The sequence below is a fragment of the Brevibacterium metallidurans genome, from assembly GCF_037101285.1.
GTDB lineage: Bacteria > Actinomycetota > Actinomycetes > Actinomycetales > Brevibacteriaceae > Brevibacterium > Brevibacterium metallidurans.
Map to the genome: position 1 here is coordinate 69,346 of NZ_BAAAAF010000006.1, position 21,274 is coordinate 90,619.

16 protein-coding genes are annotated in these 21,274 nt (G+C 67.8%); 3 read left to right on the forward strand and 13 right to left on the reverse strand.

All coding sequences use genetic code 11. The features are described from left to right. Positions 1–67: 67 nt before the first annotated feature. Both AACX88_RS09430 and aspS read right to left on the reverse strand, forming a co-directional pair. Positions 68–1,714 carry a replication-associated recombination protein A gene (locus AACX88_RS09430; RefSeq protein ID WP_339392754.1) on the reverse strand — a complete coding sequence of 549 codons (1,647 nt, stop codon included), beginning with the start codon at positions 1,712–1,714 and terminating at the stop codon, positions 68–70. Positions 1,715–1,721: 7 nt separating this feature from the next. Next, positions 1,722–3,503, reverse strand: a complete 1,782-nt coding sequence (gene aspS / locus AACX88_RS09435) for an aspartate--tRNA ligase (protein ID WP_339392755.1) — start codon at positions 3,501–3,503, stop codon at positions 1,722–1,724. Between the two features lie 97 nt (positions 3,504–3,600). Here aspS and AACX88_RS09440 point away from each other — a divergent pair, with 97 nt between their 5' ends. After that, a complete protein-coding gene (locus AACX88_RS09440) occupies positions 3,601–3,942 on the forward strand; it encodes an ArsR/SmtB family transcription factor (RefSeq protein ID WP_339392756.1) in 342 nt (113 codons plus the stop codon). A gap of 21 nt (positions 3,943–3,963) precedes the next feature. Here AACX88_RS09440 and hisS read toward each other — a convergent pair whose 3' ends face one another. Both hisS and AACX88_RS09450 read right to left on the reverse strand, forming a co-directional pair. Next, positions 3,964–5,298 carry a histidine--tRNA ligase gene (gene hisS, locus AACX88_RS09445; protein WP_339392757.1) on the reverse strand — a complete coding sequence of 445 codons (1,335 nt, stop codon included), beginning with the start codon at positions 5,296–5,298 and terminating at the stop codon, positions 3,964–3,966. A gap of 61 nt (positions 5,299–5,359) precedes the next feature. After that, on the reverse strand, positions 5,360–6,007 hold the full coding sequence (locus AACX88_RS09450) for an MBL fold metallo-hydrolase (protein WP_339392758.1): 648 nt from the start codon (positions 6,005–6,007) through the stop codon (positions 5,360–5,362). Positions 6,008–6,113: 106 nt separating this feature from the next. Between AACX88_RS09450 and AACX88_RS09455 the strand changes: the two genes are divergently transcribed. Beyond that, on the forward strand, positions 6,114–7,466 hold the full coding sequence (locus AACX88_RS09455; protein ID WP_339392759.1) for a DUF349 domain-containing protein: 1,353 nt from the start codon (positions 6,114–6,116) through the stop codon (positions 7,464–7,466). Positions 7,467–7,561: 95 nt separating this feature from the next. Then, a complete protein-coding gene (locus AACX88_RS09460; RefSeq protein WP_339392760.1) occupies positions 7,562–8,152 on the forward strand; it encodes a hypothetical protein in 591 nt (196 codons plus the stop codon). Here the strand turns inward: AACX88_RS09460 and AACX88_RS09465 are convergent. From AACX88_RS09465 to AACX88_RS09505, 9 genes are all read right to left on the reverse strand, one after another. Further along, complete coding sequence (locus AACX88_RS09465) at positions 8,131–10,428, reverse strand: RelA/SpoT family protein (protein WP_339392761.1); 2,298 nt, start codon at positions 10,426–10,428, stop codon at positions 8,131–8,133. The two genes, AACX88_RS09460 and AACX88_RS09465, sit on opposite strands and share 22 nt — an antisense overlap. Positions 10,429–10,497: 69 nt before the next feature. Continuing rightward, positions 10,498–11,514, reverse strand: a complete 1,017-nt coding sequence (secF, locus tag AACX88_RS09470) for a protein translocase subunit SecF (protein WP_339392762.1) — start codon at positions 11,512–11,514, stop codon at positions 10,498–10,500. Next, on the reverse strand, positions 11,511–13,850 hold the full coding sequence (gene secD, locus AACX88_RS09475) for a protein translocase subunit SecD (RefSeq protein WP_339392763.1): 2,340 nt from the start codon (positions 13,848–13,850) through the stop codon (positions 11,511–11,513). Before secD ends, secF begins: the two co-directional genes overlap by 4 nt. 29 nt (positions 13,851–13,879) lie before the next feature. Next, a complete protein-coding gene (yajC, locus tag AACX88_RS09480; protein ID WP_339392764.1) occupies positions 13,880–14,467 on the reverse strand; it encodes a preprotein translocase subunit YajC in 588 nt (195 codons plus the stop codon). Positions 14,468–14,554: 87 nt separating this feature from the next. After that, positions 14,555–15,598 (reverse strand): Holliday junction branch migration DNA helicase RuvB, encoded by a 1,044-nt coding sequence (ruvB, locus tag AACX88_RS09485; protein WP_339392765.1) that lies wholly within the window; start codon positions 15,596–15,598, stop codon positions 14,555–14,557. Positions 15,599–15,723: 125 nt separating this feature from the next. Next, positions 15,724–16,320 (reverse strand): Holliday junction branch migration protein RuvA, encoded by a 597-nt coding sequence (ruvA, locus tag AACX88_RS09490; protein ID WP_339392766.1) that lies wholly within the window; start codon positions 16,318–16,320, stop codon positions 15,724–15,726. A 334-nt stretch (positions 16,321–16,654) separates the two neighbouring features. After that, positions 16,655–18,766, reverse strand: coding sequence for an HNH endonuclease signature motif containing protein (locus AACX88_RS09495; protein ID WP_339392767.1), 2,112 nt, complete (start codon positions 18,764–18,766; stop codon positions 16,655–16,657). 1,052 nt (positions 18,767–19,818) lie between these two features. Then, positions 19,819–20,415, reverse strand: a complete 597-nt coding sequence (gene ruvC, locus AACX88_RS09500) for a crossover junction endodeoxyribonuclease RuvC (RefSeq protein WP_339392768.1) — start codon at positions 20,413–20,415, stop codon at positions 19,819–19,821. Continuing rightward, the gene (locus AACX88_RS09505) at positions 20,415–21,167 is read right to left on the reverse strand and encodes a YebC/PmpR family DNA-binding transcriptional regulator (RefSeq protein WP_198498907.1); all 753 of its coding nucleotides are present in this window, start codon (positions 21,165–21,167) and stop codon (positions 20,415–20,417) included. Before AACX88_RS09505 ends, ruvC begins: the two co-directional genes overlap by 1 nt. Positions 21,168–21,274 lie beyond the last annotated feature (107 nt).

Genomic DNA, 21,274 nt, shown 5'->3' on the forward strand with positions numbered 1-21,274 from the left:
CGGTCATCCCCTATATGAGCGAAAAGTGGCACGGCAGTGTCGCAGGACACGGGTCGGCTCGCGTTGCTCACTCTCCGCGGAGGATCCCGCGGATGTTCGCGAGACGTTCGCTGATGGTCCGCTCGAGGCCGTTGGTGGTCGGCGTGTAGTACTCCTTGCCGCGCAGGACCTCCGGCAGCTGCTCCTGCGGGGCCACACCGTGCGGAAAGTCGTGGGCGTACATGTAGCCCTTGCCGTGCCCGAGCTGCTTCGCTCCCGGATAGTGGGCATCGCGGAGGTGGTTGGGCACTTCGCCGACGAGCCCGTTGCGGACATCGGCGATCGCCGCATCGAGGGCCTTGTAGCTCGCGTTCGACTTCGGTGCCATCGCCAGATAGGTCACCGCCTCGGCGAGCGGGATCCGCCCCTCCGGCATGCCGATGTTCTGCACCGCCGTCGAGGCGGCCACCGCGATCGGCAGTGCCTGCGGGTCAGCCATGCCGATGTCCTCGGCCGCGGAGATGACGACGCGACGGGCGATGAACCGGGGATCCTCGCCCGCGACGATCATCCGCGCGAGATAGTGGAGAGCCGCATCGACATCCGACCCGCGGATCGACTTGATGAACGCGGAGATGACGTCGTAGTGCTGGTCGCCGTTCTTGTCGTACCGGACGACGGCCTCACTGCTCGCCTCGGCAGCGGCCTCTTCCGTGATGAGGATCGGCGCCGTCATGTCGCTTTCGGCTCGATCGTCGTCGGCTGCGGTACTGTCGCTCTCGTCGTGCGCACTGTCAGCATCGTCGTCGGCGTTGCCGCCACCGCCCTCAGCGCCTGCCGCCGCTGCGGCTTCGTCGTCCGCACCGTCAGCGTTCTCTCCGGCCACGTCCGCACCGTCAGCGTCCTCGTCAGTGACGGCCTCGCCCGCGTCGGATGCAGCCTCGCCCGCACTCGACTGAGACGGCTCCGCCTCCGAACCAGCAGCCCGCGCCGCTTCCCCCTGCGCCGCAGCGATCCCCGCCGCGGCCTCGAGCACCGTGAGCGAACGGCGCGCATCCGCACCGGCGATGCGCACGATGTAGTCCTTCGCGGCAGGGTCGAGCTCGAACTGCCCGGCCAGTCCCCGCTCGCTCGTCATCGCCCGGTCGAGGAGTGCGGCGATGTCGTCATCGCCGAGCGGCCGCAGCGTGAGCATGAGGGAGCGCGAGAGCAGCGGCGAGATCACCGAGAACGACGGGTTCTCCGTCGTCGCCGCGACGAGGACGACGAGCCGGTTCTCCACGGCCGGCAGCAGAGCGTCTTGCTGCGCCTTCGAGAACCGGTGGATCTCATCGAGGAAGAGCACTGTGGTGCGCCCGTACATCTCCCGTTCGCGCCGCGCATTCTCGATGACCTGACGCACGTCCTTGACACCCGCGGTGATCGCCGACAGTTCGACGAACCGGCGTCCCGGGGCATGCGAGATGACGTGCGCGAGCGTCGTCTTCCCCACCCCGGGCGGACCCCAGAGGATCACCGAGGAGGCCCCGGCCCGGTCTCCCCCGCTCGCTTCGACGAGCTGGTGGAGCGGAGACCCGGGGAACGTCAGATGATCCTGACCGACGACCTCGTCGATGGTGCGCGGACGCATCCGCACCGCCAGGGGGTCGAGGGCTCGACCGCCCCCGGACGCACCCGTCCCCGGACCGGGGAGTTCCCGGTCCGGGTCGGAGAAGAGGTCAGGACCGTCGGTCATCGCGACATCAGTCGTCGCTCTCGGCGTCGGGATCGAAGTCGACGCCCGCCTCGGCGCGCTGAGCCTCCGTGATGGGGGCCGGTGCCTGGGTGAGCGGATCGTAGCCGCCGCCGGACTTCGGGAACGCGATGACCTCGCGGATCGAGTCGACTCCGGCGAGCAGGGACACGATGCGGTCCCAGCCGAAGGCGATGCCGCCGTGCGGGGGCGCACCGAACTTGAAGGCCTCGAGGAGGAAGCCGAACTTCTCCTCCGCCTCCGCCTCGTCGATGCCCATGATCTCGAACACGCGCTCCTGGACGGCGCGCTGGTGGATGCGGATCGACCCGCCGCCGATCTCGTTGCCGTTGCACACGATGTCGTAGGCATACGCCAGGGCCGCACCCGGATCGGATTCGAGCGTCTCGAGGTACTCGGGCTTGGGGGCGGTGAACGCGTGGTGGACGGCCGTCCACTGGCCTTCGCCCACGGCGACGTCGCCGGCGGCCTGCGCGGCCGCGGCGGATTCGAAGAGCGGTGCGTCGACGACCCACACGAACGCCCAGTCGCCGTCCTTGATCAGACCCACACGCTCGGCGATCTCACGACGGGCGGCGCCGAGGAGGGCGCGGGAGGAGCCTGCGTCACCGGCGGCGAAGAAGATCGCATCGCCCGGGTTCGCTCCGGCCGCCTCGACGAGTCCGGCCTTCTCCGTCTCCGAGATGTTCTTCGCCACGGGACCGGTGAGCGTGCCGTCCTCGGCGACGAGGACGTAGGCCAGGCCCTTGGCTCCGCGCTGCTTCGCCCAGTCCTGCCATGCGTCGAGCTGGCGTCGGGGCAGCGATCCGCCGCCGGGGTAGACGACCGAGCCGACGTAGTCGGACTGGAAGACCCGGAACGGGGTCTCGGCGAAGAACTCGGTGAGGTTGGTCAGTTCGAGGCCGAAGCGCAGGTCCGGCTTGTCCGAACCGTAGCGCTCCATCGCCTCGTGGTAGGTGATGTGCGGGATCGGCGTGGAGATGTCGTAGCCGATGAGCTTCCACAGGGAGACGAGGATCTCCTCGGCCAGGGCGATGATGTCGGCCTGTTCGACGAATGACGCCTCGATGTCGAGCTGGGTGAACTCGGGCTGACGGTCGGCCCGGAAGTCCTCGTCGCGGTAGCAGCGGGCGATCTGGTAGTAGCGTTCCATGCCGGCGACCTGGAGGAGCTGCTTGAACAGCTGCGGCGACTGCGGCAGCGCGTACCAGGAGCCGGGCTGGAGGCGCGCAGGGACGAGGAAGTCACGGGCGCCCTCGGGCGTCGACTTCGTCAGCGTCGGCGTCTCGATCTCGACGAAGCCGTGGTCGTCGAGGACGGTGCGGGCGGCCTTGTTCACGGCCGATCGCAGGCGCATCGCATGCGCGGGACCCGACCGGCGCAGGTCGAGGTAGCGGTAGCGCAGGCGCGTCTCCTCACCGACGGTGCCGGCGTCCTCCGCGTGGTCGGAGACCTGGAAGGGCAGCGGGGCCGCCTCGGCGAGGATCTCCACGGTGGTGTCGACGATCTCGATCTCACCGGTGGGCAGGTTCTCGTTCTGGTTGCCCTCGGGGCGCAGGGAGACGGTGCCGGTGACCTTGACGACGGTCTCGTTGCGCAGCGCGTGCGCATCGTCCTCACGGACGACGACCTGGACGATTCCCGAAGCATCCCGCAGATCGATGAAGGCGACACCTCCGTGATCGCGGCGACGGTCGACCCACCCGGCGAGGGTGACGGTCTCTCCTGCGTCGGCGGCACGCAGGCTTCCGGATTCGTGGCTTCGCAGCACTGAAGGGCTCCTTTACGATGGTCATGCGGGGAGTGCGTGAACCATGATAGTCGCTTGCATGGACATTCCCGCACGCACAGGCGCACGGAGAGGACGCATGGAGACGCAGCCCACGGAGACCGATCCGACCCCCACCTCGGCGCAGGTCGAGGTCGCGGCGGAGACGTTCCGCATGCTCTCCCAGGCGACCCGGCTGCGGGTCGTGTGGACGCTCGTCCACCAGGAGCTCGATGTGTCCTCCCTCGCCGAGGCGATCGGTGCGACCGTGCCCGCTGTGAGTCAGCATCTGGCCAAACTCCGGCTCGCCGGCCTCATCTCCTCCCGCCGGGACGGGCGGCGGATCTTCTACACCGTCGACGACCCGCACGTCGTCTCGATGGTCAGGGAGATGTTCGATCACATCGCCCCCGACGGATCGCTCGCCCCCGACCCGCTGTGACCCCGCCGAGGCGGCCGCCCCTCAGCTCCCCGTGACCTCCGGCCACCGGTCGCCGGCCGCCGGTTCCCAGGTCTGCGGGTCGGCCGGGGTCTGCTCACCCGAGCGGATGTCCTTGACCTCATGGCCGGACTCGCCGTCGGTGAACCACACGTACGGGATCCCCCGGCGTTCGGCGAAGCGGATCTGGCGTCCGAACTTCGCCGCGGACGGAGACACCTCGCAGGGGATGTCGCGGGCGCGCAGGGCTGCGGCCACGGCGTCGGCCTCACCTCGGCGGTCCTCATCGGTGACGGCGACGACGACGGCCGACGGGGTGCCGCGGGTGGCGGCGATGCCGCTGTCCTCGCCGAGGACGAAGGCCATGAGCCGGGAGACGCCGATCGACATGCCCACACCCGGGTAGGTCTTCTTGCCCACGGTCGCCAGCGAATCGTAGCGGCCGCCCGAGGCCACGGACCCGAGCCCTTCGTAGCCGACGAGCTGCGTCTCGTAGACGGCTCCCGTGTAGTAGTCGAGGCCGCGGGCGATCTTGAGCTGGGCGACGAGCACACCGGGGGCCCGCTCGGCGGCGGCGGTGAGCATCGTCGTCAGCGCGGTCAGGCCCTCCTCGAGGAGCGGGTGCTCGACGCCGAGGGCACGGACCTCGCCTGCGAAGTCAGGGGAATCCGATTCGATCGCGGCCAGGGCGAGGCAGAGTTCCTGCTGGCGCTCATCGGCGCCGGCTTCGGCGGCCAGCAGCCGCCCGACCTCCTCGGGGCCGATCTTGTCGTACTTGTCGAGGCAGCGCAGCACCGCGGGGATGTCGGTGAGTCCGATGCCGCGGGCGAAGCCCTCGAGCAGTCGGCGGTCGTTGACGACGATCCTGATCGGCGGCACACCGAGCGGGGCGAGCCGGGAGAAGGCGTCGGCGATCGTCAGCGGGATCTCGACTTCGAAGTGGCCGGGCAGCTCGGTGTCGCCGATGATGTCGACGTCGGCCTGGATGAACTCGCGGTACCGGCCGGCCTGGGGCCGTTCCCCACGCCACACCGGCTGGATCCGGGCGGCCCGGAACGGGAAGCTCAGCTCGTTCGCGTTCTCAGTGACGAAACGGGCGAGCGGTACGGTGAGGTCGAAGTGGAGGCCGAGCGGGTTGCGTTCGGGACCCTCGGCGTGGAGGCGGGAGACGGCGAAGATCTCCTTGTCGATCTCCCCGTCCTTGGCCAGCTGGCTCAGGGGTTCGACGGCGCGGTGGTGCAGGGCGGAGAAGCCGTGCAGGGCGAAGGTGTGGCCGAGGATGTCGATGATGCGCTTCTCGATCACTGCTTCGGCCGGGAGCCGTTCCGGGAATCCGGACAGACGGGCTGACTTCGCCATGGTTCTCCTTGCTCAGGGACCGTGCGGTCCTGTGGTTCTGGTGTCTCTGCGGTGCCTGCGGTCAGAGGAACGGGTTCGTCCGCAGTTCGTGGCCGACCCGCGATGCGGGGCCGTGTCCAGGATAGATGGGAACGTCGGGCAGGCCGGCGAAGGACCGCAGCGTGGCGGCCATCGTCTCGGCGTCGCCGCCGGGCAGGTCGATGCGTCCGATGGCGCCGGCGAAGACGACGTCGCCGGTGAAGATGACCTCCTCGCCGTCGGCGCTCACCCGCAGCAGGGTCGAGCCCTCCGTGTGGCCGGGGGCGGCGACCGCGGTGACGGTGAGTCCGGCGACGGTGACGACGCTGCCGTCGTCCAAGGGGACCACCTCGGCGGGGGCCTGCCAATCGGTGAGCAGGGGCGCGATCATCTGCGCGAACTGCGGTCCCAGGGTCTCCCCCGGCTTCTCGACCCGGTAGTGGTCCCCGGCGCCGAGGTGGACGGGGACGTCCCAGCGGGTGAGCAGTCCCGGCAGGCCGAGGATGTGGTCGGGGTGGCCGTGGGTGAGGAAGATCGCCTGCGGGTCCAGCCCCTCCTCGGCGAGGAGCTGGGCCAGGTCGGGGGCGGCGTCGTAGCCGGCGTCGACGAGGATGCAGTCGCTGCGGCCCTCGGCGCGCACGGCATAGCAGTTGACGTCGAGGAATTCGGCACGGGTGGTGAAGACATCCATGGCCGAAGTCTATCCAGAGGCGACCTGATGGTTATGCTGGGATGACGCAATGATCGAGTGATCGGCGAGACCGCCGGTTCGACCGATGAAGAAACAGGTGAGAGACATGTCGACCCCGACCCCCAAGCCGACTCCCCGCCCCTCCTCGGTGCCGCGCCCACAGGCGGCCCAGCCGGTGAGCGGGACCACCGTCGACCACGACGCCGAGGTGGCGCGCGCGGTCACGCACGGTCGCGCGGATGAGGCCGGGACGGTGTACGTCATCACCGCGGACGGCGAACGCGAGGTCGGCCAGTACCCGGACGCGAGCGGTGAGGAAGCCGTCGAGTACTTCGCGAAGAAGTACGTCGAACTCCTCGAACACGCCGCTCACCTGCGCAATCGCCTGTCCGCAGGAGCTCCGGGGCGTGAGGTGACGACGGCTGCGACGGCGCTGCGGGAGTCCCTGGCCGAGGCCAACGTCGTCGGTGACCTCAAGGGGCTCGCCGCCACCCTCGACACCCTGCTCTCGGATGCGAAGGCGACCGAGTCGAAGCAGGCCGCGCGCGCCGAGGCGGCCAAGCTCGAGGCCGCGCAGAAGCGCGAGGAGATCGTCGTCGAAGCCGAGACCCTGGCCGGGAAGGATCCCGAGAAGATCCAGTGGAAGGTCTCCGGTGCCCGTCTGCGTGAGCTCTTCGCGGCGTGGAAGGACATGCAGCGCAGCGGACCCCGTCTGCCGCGGGCCGTCGACCAGGAGCTGTGGGGCCGGTTCTCGCAGGCGCGGAACACCTTCGAACGCAAGCGCAAGGACTTCTTCGCCGAACTCGACAAGCACAACTCCGAGGGCAAGCGGATCAAGGAGAAGATCGTCGCCGAGGCGGAGTCCCTGTCCTCCTCGACCGACTTCCGCACGGTGTCCCAGAAGTACAAGGACCTCATGACCCAGTGGAAGCGCGCACCCCGTGCCTCCCGGAAGGACGACGACGCTCTCTGGGCGCGCTTCCGCGCCGCCCAGGACGTGTTCTTCGCGGCCCGGGATGCGGAGAACGCGGCCCTCGACGAGGAGTACAAGGGCAACCTCGAGGTCAAGGAAGCGCTCCTGACCAAGGCGCAGGCGCTGCTGCCGATCACCGACCCGACGGCGGCGAAGCGTGAGCTGCGCGCCATCCAGGACGAGTGGGAGGACGCGGGGAAGGTGCCCCGGGCCGACGTCTCGCGGATGGAGAACGGTCTGCGGGAGGTCGAACGCGCTCTCGCCGACGCCGAGGATGCGGCATGGAAGCGCAGCAACCCGGAGACGAAGGCCCGCACCTCGGGGGCGCTGAGCCAGCTTGATGAGTCGATCGCCGAACTCGAAGCCGCCCTCGAGGCGGCGAAGGCCGGTGGGGACGAGAAGTCCGTCGCCGAGGCGCAGGCCGCTCTCGACGCCCGCCGGGCCTGGCGCGATCAGCTCGCGCAGACCGCGGCCGAACTCGACTGACGGCCATCCACAGGGCGCTGCACGCGAGTTCCGGGTTGTCCACAGGCCGCGATCCGGGTCTTGCTCCCCGGCGGTGAGAGGACGATAGTGTCCTCATGGAGGACATCTTCCGCGTCAGCGACTACGGCTACGAGCACCTCACCGAGCTCACCCTCGACGGGCTGCTCACGCCGCTGACGGAGACGACGTGGGTGCGCTCGGGTGCCGTGCTCGACGCCGAGGATCGCATCCACGCTCTGGCCGCGCAGATCCCCGCGCGGCTCGTCGTCTCGCATGCGACGGCCTGGTGGGTCCATCTCGGTCTCGGTCGGGCGCCGAGTCCGCTGACCTTGACCACGCACCCGCGCAGGCGCGTGCTCGAACAGAACGGACTGATCGTCCATGAGCTCAATCTCGCCCGCAGCGAGTGGGAGACGATCGCCGGGGTGCCCGTGACGACGCCGATGCGCACGCTCTACGATCTGCTCCTGCCCCATGTCCGCTCCCCCGAGGCCGGTTCGCAGCGCGCGGTCGCCGAACTCATCGACGAGGTCCCGCAAACCGAGCGCATCCGGTTCGGTCTCTACCTCGACAGTGTCGCGCGCAGGCCGTTCGCCGCGCAGATGCGTGAGGTCGTCGAACGGTTCGCCCACACCCGACCCGCGGTCCCTGCGGTGCGCGAGTCTCAGCCGCCGGAGATGCGGTAGACGTCGAAGACGCCTTCGACCTTGCGCACTGCGGAGAGCACGGTGTCGAGGTGGCTGGCATCGGACATCTCGAAGACGAACTTCGACTGTGCGACGCGGGCCTTCGAGGTGGCCACAGAGGCGGAGAGGATGTTGACGTGCGTGTCCGTGAGGACCTTCGTGATGTCGGAGAGCAGTCCGGAGCGGTCGAGGGCTTCGACCTGGATCTGGACGAGGTAGACCCCGCTCGTCTTCTCCCCCCATGAGACCTCGACCATGCGTTCGGGTTCGCGTTCGAGGGAGACGACGTTGGGACAGTCGACGCGGTGGACGGAGACCCCGGAGCCGCGGGTGACGAAGCCGACGATCTCGTCGCCGGGCACCGGGGTGCAGCAGCGGGCGAGTTTGACGAGCACGTCGTCGACGCCCTTGACGACGACGCCCCCGGCCGATGAATGGTGCCCAGAGGACTGCCCGGTGCGGTTGCGCGGGGCAGGCGGGAGGACGGTGACCTCGTCGTCGTCGCCGACCTCCTTCGCGAGCAGGTCGACGACATGGGCGGCCGAGGTCACCCCGTTGCCGATCGCCGCGTAGAGGGCGGTGACGTCGGGCAGGCGCAGCTCGGTCGAGACGACCTGCAGGGCTTCCTGGCTCATCAGGGCGTTCGCGGACAGGGAATGCCGACGCATCGCGCGGGCGAGCTGCTCGCGCCCGTTCTCGATCGCCTCTTCGCGGCGCTCCTTGGAGAACCACTGGCGGATCTTCGACCGGGCGCGGGGGCTCTTGACGAAGCCGAGCCAGTCGCGGCTGGGTCCGGCGTTCTCGTCCTTCGAGGTGAAGACCTCGACGGAGTCGCCGTTCTTCAGTTCGGTGTCGAGGGCGACGAGCCGGCCGTTGACGCGCGCGCCCATCGTCTTGTGCCCCACCTCGGTGTGGACGGCGTAGGCGAAGTCGACCGGTGTCGCACCCGAGGGCAGGCTCATGACGTCGCCCTTGGGGGTGAAGACGTAGACCTCCTTCGAGTTGACCTCGTAGCGGAGGCTGTCGAGGAACTCGTCGGGATCGGAGACCTCGCGCTGCCAGTCGAGGAGTTGGCGCAGCCAGGCTGCGTCGTCGACGCCGCCGTCGTCGGAGACCTTGACGGAGCGGGCGGTGTTCGAGGTGATCGCCTTCGACGGGTTGCCGCGGTCCTTGTACTTCCAGTGCGCGGCGACGCCGAACTCGGCGCGCCTGTCCATCTCGTGGGTGCGGATCTGGATCTCCACGGGTTTGCCGCCGGGGCCGATGACCGTGGTGTGTAGGCTCTGGTACATGTTGTACTTCGGCATCGCGATGTAGTCCTTGAACCGGCCGGGGACCGGGTTCCAGCGGGCGTGGACGATGCCGAGGGTGGCGTAGCATTCGCGGACGGTCTCGACGAGCACGCGGACGCCGACGAGGTCGTAGATGTCGGCGAACTCGTGGCCGCGGACGACCATCTTCTGGTAGATCGAGTAGTAGTGCTTGGGTCGGCCGGTGATGGCGGCTTCGATCCCGGAGTCGACGAGTTCGGCCTGGAGTTCGGTCGAGACCGTGGAGAGGTACTTCTCGCGTTCGGGAGCGCGATCGGCGACGAGGCGGACGACCTCGTCGTAGACCTTGGGGTGGAGGACCTGGAAGGAGAGGTCCTCGAGCTCCCATTTGATCGTGTTCATGCCCAAACGGTGGGCGAGCGGAGCGTAGATCTCCAGCGTCTCGCGGGCCTTCTTCGTGCTCGAGGCGGCCGGGACGAACTTCCAGGTGCGGGCGTTGTGGAGGCGGTCGGCGAGTTTGATGACGAGGACGCGGATGTCCTTGGCCATCGCGACGATCATCTTCCGCACGGTCTCCGACTGGGCTGCCTGACCGTAGGTGAGCTTGTCGAGCTTCGTCACCCCGTCGACCATCGCGGCGACTTCGGGGCCGAAGGACTCGGTGAGCTCCTCGAGCGAGTAGTCGGTGTCCTCGACGGTGTCGTGGAGGAGAGCGGCGGCGAGGGTGACCGGCAGCATGCCGATCTCGGCGAGGATCGTCGCGACCGCCACGGGGTGGGTGATGTAGGGGTCCCCGGACTTGCGGGTCTGACCGCGGTGGGCCTCCTCAGCGACCGTGTAGGCACGGACGACGAGGTCGATGTCGGCCTTGGGGTGGCTCGATTGCAGGGCGCGGATCATCGGACCAAGCACCCGCGGGTAGTCGGCGTTGTTCTGCGCCCTGGCAGCCCACCAGGCCAGCCGGGAGATGCCGCGCGGACGGCGCGATTCAGCTGATGACGCCATCACATCCCCTCTCTGCTCGGACCCGCGCTCACCCGAGGATCAGACTCCCACCTCGGCGAGGAAGCGGACTCAGATCTCCGCGTGGATCACGGGCGGAACGTCCTCTGATCCGTTCCGTAAACGCAATTCTCGCACGGCTTGTTCCTGTTCCTTCACCGCGGGCTCGTTCGACCGCAGCAGCGCGTAGAGCGGGCTGGCGACGAAGAGGGTCGAGGCGGCGGCGACGATCGTGCCGATGAACAGCGACAGGGAGATGTCGACGAGGGTGCCGGCGCCGAGGAGGAACACGCCGATGAAGAGGATCGAGGCGATCGGCAGGACCGAGACGACGGAGGTGTTGATCGAGCGGACCGTCGTCTGGTTGACGCCGAGGTTGACGAGTTCGGAGAACTTCAGGCGCCGGTTGTCCTGGTAGCGCGCGGTGTTCTCTCTGATCTTGTCGAAGACGACGACCGTGTCGTAGAGCGAGAAGCTCAAGACGGTGAGGAAGCCGATGATCGCTTCGGGGGTGACCTCGAAGCCGGTGGCCGAGTAGATGCCCATCGTGATGATCATGACGACGAAGAGGCCGATGATCGCCGCGAGCGACATCTTCCACGTGCGGAAGTACAGGGCCATGACGATCATGGCGATGGCGACGAAGATGACGAGGGCGCGGATCATCTTCGAGGTCACGTCCGCACCCCATTGGGGTCCGACGAACGTCGAGGTGACGTCCTCGGCGTTGACCGAATAGCCGGTGGCCAGCGCGTCGCGGACCTCCTGCATCTGGGCGTCGCTGAGCTGGTTCGTCTCGATCTTCACACCGGTCTCACCCGTGGGGGTCAGTCGCGGTTCGGAGTTCGGGACGACGTCGTTGACGATGCTCTCGCCTTTGGCCGCCGAGGTGTCGGTGACGTTGTCGACCTGGAACTGGGAGCCGCCGCGGAAGGCGATGCCGAAGTTGAAGCCGGCGACGAGCGGGACGAGGAGGGAGAGGAGGACGAGGACGCCGGCGATGCCGAGCCACAGCTTCGCCTTGCCGACGAACGGGATCGACGACTCGCCGTTGTGGAGGCGGTTGCCCCATGCGAAGAACCGTTTCACTTCTCGGCTCCCTTCTCGTCGTCGTTGCCTTGTGCGGCGCGCTTGGCGGCCGCCTTCCGTTCGGCGATGGTGCCGCCGCTCGGGGCCGTCGCGCTGGAGTTGCCGCCTCTGCCACCGCGACGGCGGCGGGAGGTCTTCGCGTCCTTCGCCGAGGTGGTCGCGTCCTTCGCCGAGGTTGTCGTGTCCTCGGGCGCGTCCGTCGAGTCATCGTCGACCACGGTCTCGGTCGATTCGGTGACAGTCACGCTGTCGTCGGTCTCGGTGACCTCGGTCTCGGTGATGAGGCTGTCGGTCGCCGAGTCCTCGGTGGTCGCGTCCGTGTCGGTCGTCGAGTCGGCCGTCCGGACCTTCGTCGTCGTGCCTCCCGCCTCGGCGCGCGCGTTCTTGGCGGCCTTGGCGCGGCGGCTGGCGATCGTCTCCGTGTCAGCACTGTCCATACCCGCCTTGCGGGCGCGGGCCTTCTCACGGCGTTTCGCCTCGGGCGACTTCGCGGAGTCGTCGAGGTCGATGTTGAGGGCACCGCGGTAGGCGGCGGGTTTGACGCCGAGCAGGCGCGGGTCCATGCCCGACATCGGGTGGCCCTGGCCGAAGAACTTCGTTCTCGCGAGCACTTCGAGCATCGGGTGGGTGAAGAGGAAGACGACGATGATGTCGACGATCACCGTCAGCCCCAGGGTGAACGCGAATCCGCGCACCGAGCCGACGGCGAGGATGTAGAGGATCACCGCGGCGAGCATGTTGACCGACTTCGACGCCCAGATCGTGCGCTTGGCGCGGTCCCAGCCGACTTCGACGGCGGAGAGGAGGTTGCGGCCGCTGCGCAGCTCGTCTCGCACGCGTTCGAAGTAGACGATGAAGGAGTCGGCGGCCATGCCGATGCCGATGATGATGCCGGCGACACCGGCCAGGGAGAGCCGGTAGCCGTATCTCCACGAGGCGATGAGCAGCAGCAGATAGGTGAGGACACCGGCGACGACGAGGCTCGAGACCGTGATGAGGCCGAGCACGCGGTACTGCAGGAGCGAGTACACGACGACGAGGAGGAGGCCGACGAGGCCGGTGAGCAGGCCGATGTTGAGGTAGTTGGCGCCGAGCGTCGGGGAGATCTGCTCTTCGCTCTGGACCTGGAAGCTGATCGGCAGTGAGCCGTTCTTCAGCTGGTTGGCCAGGGTCTGAGCCTCATCCATGGTGAAGTTGCCGGAGATCTCGGCACGGCCGTCGGTGATGACGGCGTTCGAGGTCGGGGCGGAGAGGACGAGACCGTCGAGCGAGATCGCGAACTGGTTGTACGGCTGCTGGAGTCCGGTGATCGCCGAGGTGATCTGCTTGAAGATCTCGCGACCGGTGTCGTCGAACTCGAGGTTGACGGCCGGCTGGTTGGTCTGGACGCCGTTGGCGCCGGCGGCGTAGCCGAAGCTCGCGTCGTCGAGGTGGTCGCCGGAGAGTTCGACCGGTCCGAGCACGTACTTGGCCGAGCCGTCCTGGGCGCAGGAGACGACGGGCTTGTCAGCCGGCTGCTGCACACCGCCGGTGCGGTTCTTCGGGTCGGTGCAGTCGAGTTCGGTGTACTGCTTGACGATGTCCTCGGTCTGCCATTCCGCGGCGTCCTTCTCAGGATCGAACAGCGGACACGGAGTCGAGTCGGTGACCTTCTGGTCCTGGCCGCCTTCGGCCGGGGTCGAGGGTGCGCTGGTCGCTTCACCGGTGCCTGCCGGTCCGGGGACGTTGCCCCCGGCGTTCGGATCCGCGTTGTCGGCAGCGCCGGCATTGTCGGCAGTGCCCGCGGCACCGGGGTTGACGACGGCACCGCCGCCTGCCGGGGACTCCTGGTTTCCGCCGGTGAGGTCTTCGAGGCGCTTCTTCTCCTCGTCGGTCAGACCCTGGTCACCGCCGCCGCTGTCCTGGTTGGACTGCTGCTGGTTGATCTGCTCCTGGGAACGGGGGTCGCCGACGAGGGCGACGCGGCGGAACACGAGCTGAGCGGACGAGCGGACGAGGTTGCGGGTCTCCTCGTCCGGGTTGCCGGGCAGGTTGACGACGATGTTGCGGTCACCCTGCGTCGTGATCTCGGCTTCGGAGACACCGGTCGAGTCGACGCGCTGGCGGATGATCGCCACCGCCTGATCGAGCTGTTCCTTGCTGATGGTCGTGTCCTCGGACACCTGGGGTTCCAGGATGATCGAGGTGCCGCCTTCGAGGTCGAGGGCGAGCTTCGGTGTGGTCGTCGCATCGGACCAGATCACTCCCCCGGCGAGGACGCCGGCGAGGACGAGGGTGATGATCGTCAACCACAGGAACCGCAGACCTGGTCGCGGCTTTTCTTCGATGTCGGACACGCTTCAGCTTTCGATCGGGTTGCGGGGCGTCAGTTCTTCTTGTCGTCGGAGTCCGGCGCATCCGTGCCGGGCTTCGACGACTCGTCCTCTGTCGCCGAGTCGTTCTTCGCAGCGTCTGCGCCGTCGACGGTCGCAGCGTCGTCCTTCTTCGCCTCGGCGGCCTTCGCCTCAGCGGTGTTGGCGTCGGCGTCGGCCTTCGCGATCGCCTCGATGTCGTCGGCGGGCGCGGTCTCGTCGGCCTTCGCCTCGGCGGTCTCGTCGAGGTCGCCGTTCTCGGCGCGCTTGCGTTCGTTCATGGCGTCGAGTTCGGCGTCGGTGATGGCCGGGGTCTCGGCGTCGTCGGCGGCGGGTGCCACATCGGCAGGGGTCTCGGGGTTCTCGATCTGACCGATGGCCTGGCGGTGGACGCGCAGGATGGTGCCGGGACCGGATTCGATGGTGACCTGGTTGTCGGCCTCATCGATGGAGAGCACGGTGCCGAAGACGCCGAACGTCGTCATGACCTTGGCACCGGGGACCAGACCGGACTTGATCTGCTCCATGCGCGCCTTCTGCTTGCGGCGGGAGTTGAACAGGAAGAAGATGAGCAGCGCCGCAAGTGCGAGCGGAAGGAGCATTTCCAAGGAATTCTGCCTTTCATAAGGACGGACCAGTGCACTAGCTTAGTTCGAACTCCGCACTCAAGGCGAACTCATCGGACCGGATCAGAACTCATAGTTTGCTGGGACGTGCAGTCCCAGGTGCTTCCACGCCGCCGAGGTGGCGACCCGGCCGCGGGGTGTGCGGCTGATGAGTCCTTCGCGCACGAGGTAGGGTTCGGAGACCGTTTCGACGGTGTCGGCTTCCTCTCCGACGGAGACGGAGAGGGTGCCGAGTCCGACGGGTCCTCCCCCGAAGCGGCGGCACAGGACGTCGAGGACCGAGCGGTCGAGGCGGTCGAGGCCGAGGGCGTCGACTTCGTAGACGGTCAGCGCGCTCAGCGCTGCGGCTTCGTCGATGATGCCGGTGCCGCGGACCTGCGCCCAGTCGCGGACTCGGCGCAGCAGGCGATTGGCGATGCGGGGTGTGCCGCGGGAGCGGGTGGAGATCTCCTGCAGGCCGCGGTTCTCGGCGTCGATGCCGAGCATGCGCGCCGAGCGGGTGAGCACGGTGAGCAGGTCGGCGCTGGAGTAGAAGTCGAGGTGGCCGGTGAAGCCGAAGCGGTCGCGCAGCGGGGCGGGCAGCAGGCCCGAGCGGGTGGTGGCGCCGACGAGGGTGAAGGGAGGGAGGTCGAGCGGGATGGCGGTGGCTCCGGGACCTTTGCCGACGATGACGTCGACGCGGAAGTCCTCCATCGCGACGTAGAGCATCTCCTCGGCGGCACGGGCCATGCGGTGGATCTCGTCGATGAAGAGGACTTCGCCCTCTTCGAGGGAGGAGAGGATCGCGGCGAGGTCGCCTGCGTGCTGGACCGCCGGGCCCGAGGTGACGCGCAGGCTCGCCTGCATCTCGTGCGCGATGATCATCGCCAGGGTCGTCTTGCCCAGTCCGGGAGGGCCGGAGAGCAGGACATGGTCGGGGGTCCTGCTGCGGGCCTTGGCTGCGTCGAGGACGAGGGAGAGCTGCTCGCGGACCTGCGGTTGGCCGATGAAGTCGTGGAGTCCTTTGGGGCGCAGCGCGGCTTCCGCATCGCGTTCGGCGGCTTCGGCTGTCCCCGAGACGAGGCGGTCATGTTCGGCACCGGTGAGCCGCTGGTCGCCGAAGTCCATCTCATAGGACTCGGCCCGCCGGTCGAATGCCTCTGGCTCTCGACCGAATGCCCCGGAATCCCGGCCGAATGACTCTGGCTCTCGACCGAATGCCTCAGTACCGCGTGAGGACGGTGTCGGACCGGTCATTTCCGCGCACCCAGGACCTTGAGGGAGGCTTTGAGCAGCGCCGAGGTGCCGGCGTCGGCACCGAGGTCGCTGACGACCTCTTGGACCACCTCGGCGGCTTGGGGTTCCTTCCAGCCGAGGCCGACGAGAGCGTCGACGACCTGCTGGTTGGACCCGCCGAAGGACAGGGCGGGGCCGGGTGCGGCGGCGGCGAACTTCGGAAGCTTGTTCTCGAGTTCGAGGATGATGCGCGAGGCGCCTTTCTTCCCGATGCCGGGCACCCGGGTGAGCGCGGTGGCGTCCTGACCGGCGATCGCCGCGGCGAGTTCGTCGGGTCCCATGACGGAGAGGATGGCCATGGCGAGGCGCGGGCCGATCCCGGAGATCGTGAGGAGGACTTCGAAGGTGTGGTTCTCGTCCTCGGTGCCGAATCCGAAGAGCGTCATCGAGTCCTCGCGGACGACGAGAGTGGTGACGAGATCGATGTCGGCACCGTGGCGGGTCCCGGCGAGCGTGTCCGGTGTCACGTGCACTTTTCGTCCGACTCCGTAGGTGAGGACGACGAGGTGGTCAGCTGCGATGCGATGAACCGTACCGCTGAGGAAACTGATCACGGACAGCCTTTCGGGTGGGAACACTTGTACGAATCCAGACTAACAGGAACGCACTGCTGGTCCTGGCCGACATGCCCGGGCCGACGCTCGCGTCCGACCTGCCCCGGCCGACGCTCGCGGCCGACATGTCCGAGCCGACCGCCCCGACCGGGATGCCCAGGGCGACAGCCCCGTCCGACGTTTCCCGTGGCCGACGCATCGTCAGCACTCGTCGACTCATCCGAAGCGACACTCGCGTCACTGCGCATTGGCGCGCGCAACGACCTGCGCAGCGCAACAGCTGCTCGGGGCCGCGACGCAGTGGCCCGCTCACTGCCATTCCAGCGTGGCGCACTCACGCTCGCTCCCCCGGATCATCGTCTCCACGCGAGTCGCTGTATCCGGGCGGGTCTCTGTCTTCACGCGGACCGCCGACTCCGCGCTGACCGCCGATTCCCCACGGGTCCGCATGCCCACCCCGCTCGTTGTCCGCCCGTGACGGATCCGGATCACGGACTGGACCACCTGCGTCGATTCGACCGTCGACCGTCGCACTTGTCCCCTGGTGACCGGTTCCGGGCCCGCTTGCCTCATCCGGTCCTGCCGTAGGCGCACTTGTTCCCTTCGGGCCGACCTGGGCCGCACTTGTCCCCCGCTGCCCCGCCTCGGCCTCACTTGTCCCCCACGTGCTCACCCCGGCCTCACTTGTCCCCCGCTGGCGCACCCCGGCCGCACTTGTCCCCGCGACTTCGTCGAAGAGCGATTCGGCTGCTTCGCGGGCGATGAATCGGGCATGGAGGACAGGCCGACGTTCGACGTCAATCGACGCGGGAGGGATCCATGCCGGTCGACCGTCGAAGAGCATGTAGGCATACCAGTCCGACTTGTCGATGAGATGGTGGTGCAGACCGCAGGCCAGGGTGAGGTTGTTGATGTCGGTCTTCCCACCGTTGGACCACGGGACGATGTGGTGAGCATCGCACCAGCCGGGCGGCGTCTCGCATCCGGGGAAGGTGCATCCCTGATCGCGAGCGGCGAGAACGGCGAGCTGCTTCGGAGTCGCGTACCGCTGTTCGGTGGCCAGGCTCAGAGACTTGGCTCTGTCGCTCATGAGGTGGAAGAACACCGAGCCGTTGAGACCCTCATCGACGGCGAGGTCGACGGGGAAGTCCGCTTCGTCTCCGGTCTCTGCGCGCCCTTTCTTCTCCGCGAGGTTCTCCGCGGTCGCCGTGACGACCAACGCGAACGGTGCTCCCCTGCCGACTCGACCCATTTCGATCCGGGAGAGAAGCGTGGCGAAGCGCTCGTACATGAGGTTCTTCACCGAGCCTTGGGCGTCGGTGGTATCGACGAACGAGCCGTCCTCGCGGACTCCCCATCCCCGATTCTGCTGAGCCGTCGCACCGGTGAAGGCGTCGGTGGTCGGCGCCGCGTCGGTGTGGCTGGGGTCAGTGGGGAAAGGATCAGCCGGGATGCGGGCGTCGGAGATATCTCCCGAGAGCACACTGCCGAAGAGGTCGATGATCTCCTGCTCGTCCGCGGCTCGGCCGCCAGTCGGCTCCGTGAGCTGGCCGGAATCCGGGGCTGCACCCTGATCGTCAGGTGGCACCTCGCCCTGGCCTGCACGCTGTACCGCACCCGAGCTGTCAGGAGCTGCGGAGTCGGGGCTGCCGGTCATAGCCGTCCCGTCGGGCGGGGCCGCGTGATTGCCGGCTGCCGAGTCGCCCTCACCTGATGCGGGATCGTCAGCCTTGATCCGCGAGGTCAGCCAACCCTGGAGGATTCCTCCGGAGATCGGGTCGAGGAGACCGGAGAGGTCCCAGTCGCCGTCACGGCGCTGCCGGACGTTGACCCGATAGTGCGACCGATCGTGAGAGTCCTTGGGTTCCTCCCCGTCCGGGTCGAGACGGTCGAGCATGTCCGCGAAGATACGCCTGATGTCGGAGACGCGCACGGTGGGGGCTCGCGTCACGAGCTTCTGTTCGACCTTGGTCCGCATGTCAGCGCCGAGCCAGAACGGCAGATCCTTCAGGCATTCGGTGATGGCCGTCGCCTGACTCGACGAGAGTCTGCCTGACTGGAGTCCTTCGGCCACAAGTGGATACTTCGGCGGTCGGGACTGGCCCGTGATGTCGACCCTGTTGCCGAGATTCTTCGCGAGCTCGGTCCGACGGTGAGCCTCGGTTCCGCTGAGCTTGAGCTTGTCCTGCACGAGCGCCTTGGTCGTCTTCGCCCCGTAGTCCTTAGGGGTGCCGGTGCGTTCGAATACCGAGAGCGTCACCGCTGAGAGCAGATCGACGATGCGACTGAGCGCTTCGAGCCCCTGCATCACCGTGACCGCCTCATCGGGCCCCATCGGTCGACGGAAGTCCTGGAGCTGGGCGGCCAGTTCGGTGAGTGAGCCGAGACTCTCGGTCACTTCGGGAACCTTCGCCTTGAGGTCGGCCCACTGCTCGTTGCTGAGCATGGGATGTGGGGAGTCGGGAATCGAGGTGTCTCGGTGCTCGTCTGCTGCCGTCTGGAAGGGACTGGCGATATCGCTCACGCACGGGCGCTCGGCGTCGGCTGTGCCGCCGCCACTTCCGGTGGCGCACACATTGCCCCCGGCTGCGCCCACAGCGAAGTCGCCAGCATTGTCGCCTCCGCCGCCCTTCGGCCGGCGACGCTTCGACGTCGACTTCGAACTGGTCTCAGACCGCGAGCCGGACAGCGACCCTGTAGCGGGCTTGGACTTCGAATCGGACGCCGGCTGCGAATCGCAGGTCGAAAGTGAATCCGTGTTCGATCGTGAATCAGCAGTCGATTCCCGGTCCGTCCTCGGATCTGGTTCGTCGAGTGTGCCGAAATCCCGCGGAGTCACCGGCGCGATGTCGCCGAGACGCTCGGCGAGCTGATGCCCGCTGAGATCCATCCCTGCAGCCTCGAGCTGTTCGAACAGCGACTGAGGCTGGCCGTCTCCCTGCGAAGGGTTCCGACTCCCCCGCCCCGGCCCGCGCGACTTGCCTCGACGACGGAGACCCTGCTGTCCCTTTCCGCCCGCACCCGACCCATTGCCCGGGGAGCCTTCGCCCCGGGGATTCGGTGTGCGATCCGGTGTCAATGTCATGGTCTCGATGTTCTATCCGTCAACGCCTTCGTTGTGCGGTTAGTCACATCCTACGCCCATCACCATCTCACGTCTATAGTTTCGTTCGATTTATTCAAGGTTTTTTCGACGCTGTTCGACGTCATTCCAATTTTCGGCAGTGTGCACGTTCGACCAGGGACAATGCGCCGAAGCTCGTGGCTTCGATGGTGCCGACGGCGGGTTCACCAACGCTGCTGCACGCTCCCGCGACGGTGGACGTGCTTGTGACAGCGCGCGTAAGCGCGCCCGCACTGCGAGCGCATGACGATCAGAGCACAGATCCAGGGAACAGCGCCGACCCTGGCGGTGCGTCCCGGGTCAGGTCAGACGAACACAGCGGTGAGCAGAGAAACTCAGCAGTCCGTTATCACGAGCAGCCCGCGCTCCCGCGTTCACTTCGCGTCGCGCAGGGCCCTCGCCCACTGCTCCTGGGCCTTGGTCAGCCCGCTCCCCTGCCGGCCGCTGCCTTTGCGTTCGGTGAGGTCCTTGTTCGCCCCCGGCGTCGACTGGGCGCTCAGCGCTCCGCGCCATGAGTGGCAGATCGCGATCGCCAGCGCGTCGGCGGCGTCGGCGGGTTTGGGTGGGGCGTCGAGTCCGAGGATGCGGGTGACCATGTTCGTCACCTGCTTCTTGTCGGCGCGGCCGGATCCGGTGATCGCGGCCTTGACCTCGGACGGGGTGTGCATGGCCACGGGGATCCCGCGACGCGCGGCGAGTCCCATGGTCAGTCCCGACACCTGGGCGGTGCCCATGATCGTCGAGACGTCGTTGCGGGCGAACACCCGTTCGATGGCCACCACATCGGGACGGTGCTCGTCGAGCCAGGTGTCGAACGCCTCGGCGAGGCTCCCCAGCCTCAGATCCACGGAATCCGCGGACGGGGTGCGGACGACGTCGACCGCCACCATGGCGACCTTGCGGGCTGGCAGGGTCGCGATGACGCCGAGCCCGCACCGGGTGAGGCCGGGGTCCACGCCGAGGATGCGCATCAGGCGTCGAGTTCTGCGAGAACCTCGTCGCTGACGTCGGCGTTCGAGTAGACGTTCTGCACCTCATCGCTGTCTTCGAGAGCGTCGATGAGCTTGAACACCTTGGTGGCGGTCGCCGCGTCGAGGCTGACCTTGAGTCCGGGCACGAACGACGCCTCGGCGGAGTCGTAGTCGATGCCCGCGTCGACGAGCGCGGTGCGCACGGCCACGAGATCGGTCGCCTCGGAGATGACCTCGAAGGTCTCCCCTTCGTCGTTGACCTCTTCGGCGCCGGCCTCGAGCGTCGCTTCGACGATGGCGTCCTCATCGGTGCCTTCGGCGGGGACGACGATGACGCCCTTGCGGTTGAAGTTGTACGACACCGAACCGGGGTCGGCCATCGACCCGCCGTTGCGGGTCACGGCCACACGCACCTCGGAGGCCGCACGGTTGCGGTTGTCGGTGAGGCACTCGATGAGCAGCGCCACGCCGCCGGCCGCGTAGCCTTCGTACATGATCGTCTCGTAGTTGACGGCCTCGCCGTCGAGTCCGCCGCCGCGCTTGACCGCACGGTTGATGTTGTCGGCGGGCACGGAGTTCTTCTTCGCCTTCTGGATCGCGTCGAAGAGGGTCGGGTTGCCATCGGGATCAGGTCCACCGTTGCGTGCGGCAACCTCGATGTTCTTGATCAGCTTGGCGAACAGCTTGCCGCGCTTGGCATCGATGGCAGCTTTCTTGTGCTTAGTCGTTGCCCATTTGGAATGACCTGACACTGGTGTTCCTTCCTCTAGATACAGCCCTACGATTCTATACGCTCTGCCCCGCGCACCCTGCAAGCGCGCCGAACCGCGGGACCCGGAATGATTCCGATCCCGCCGAG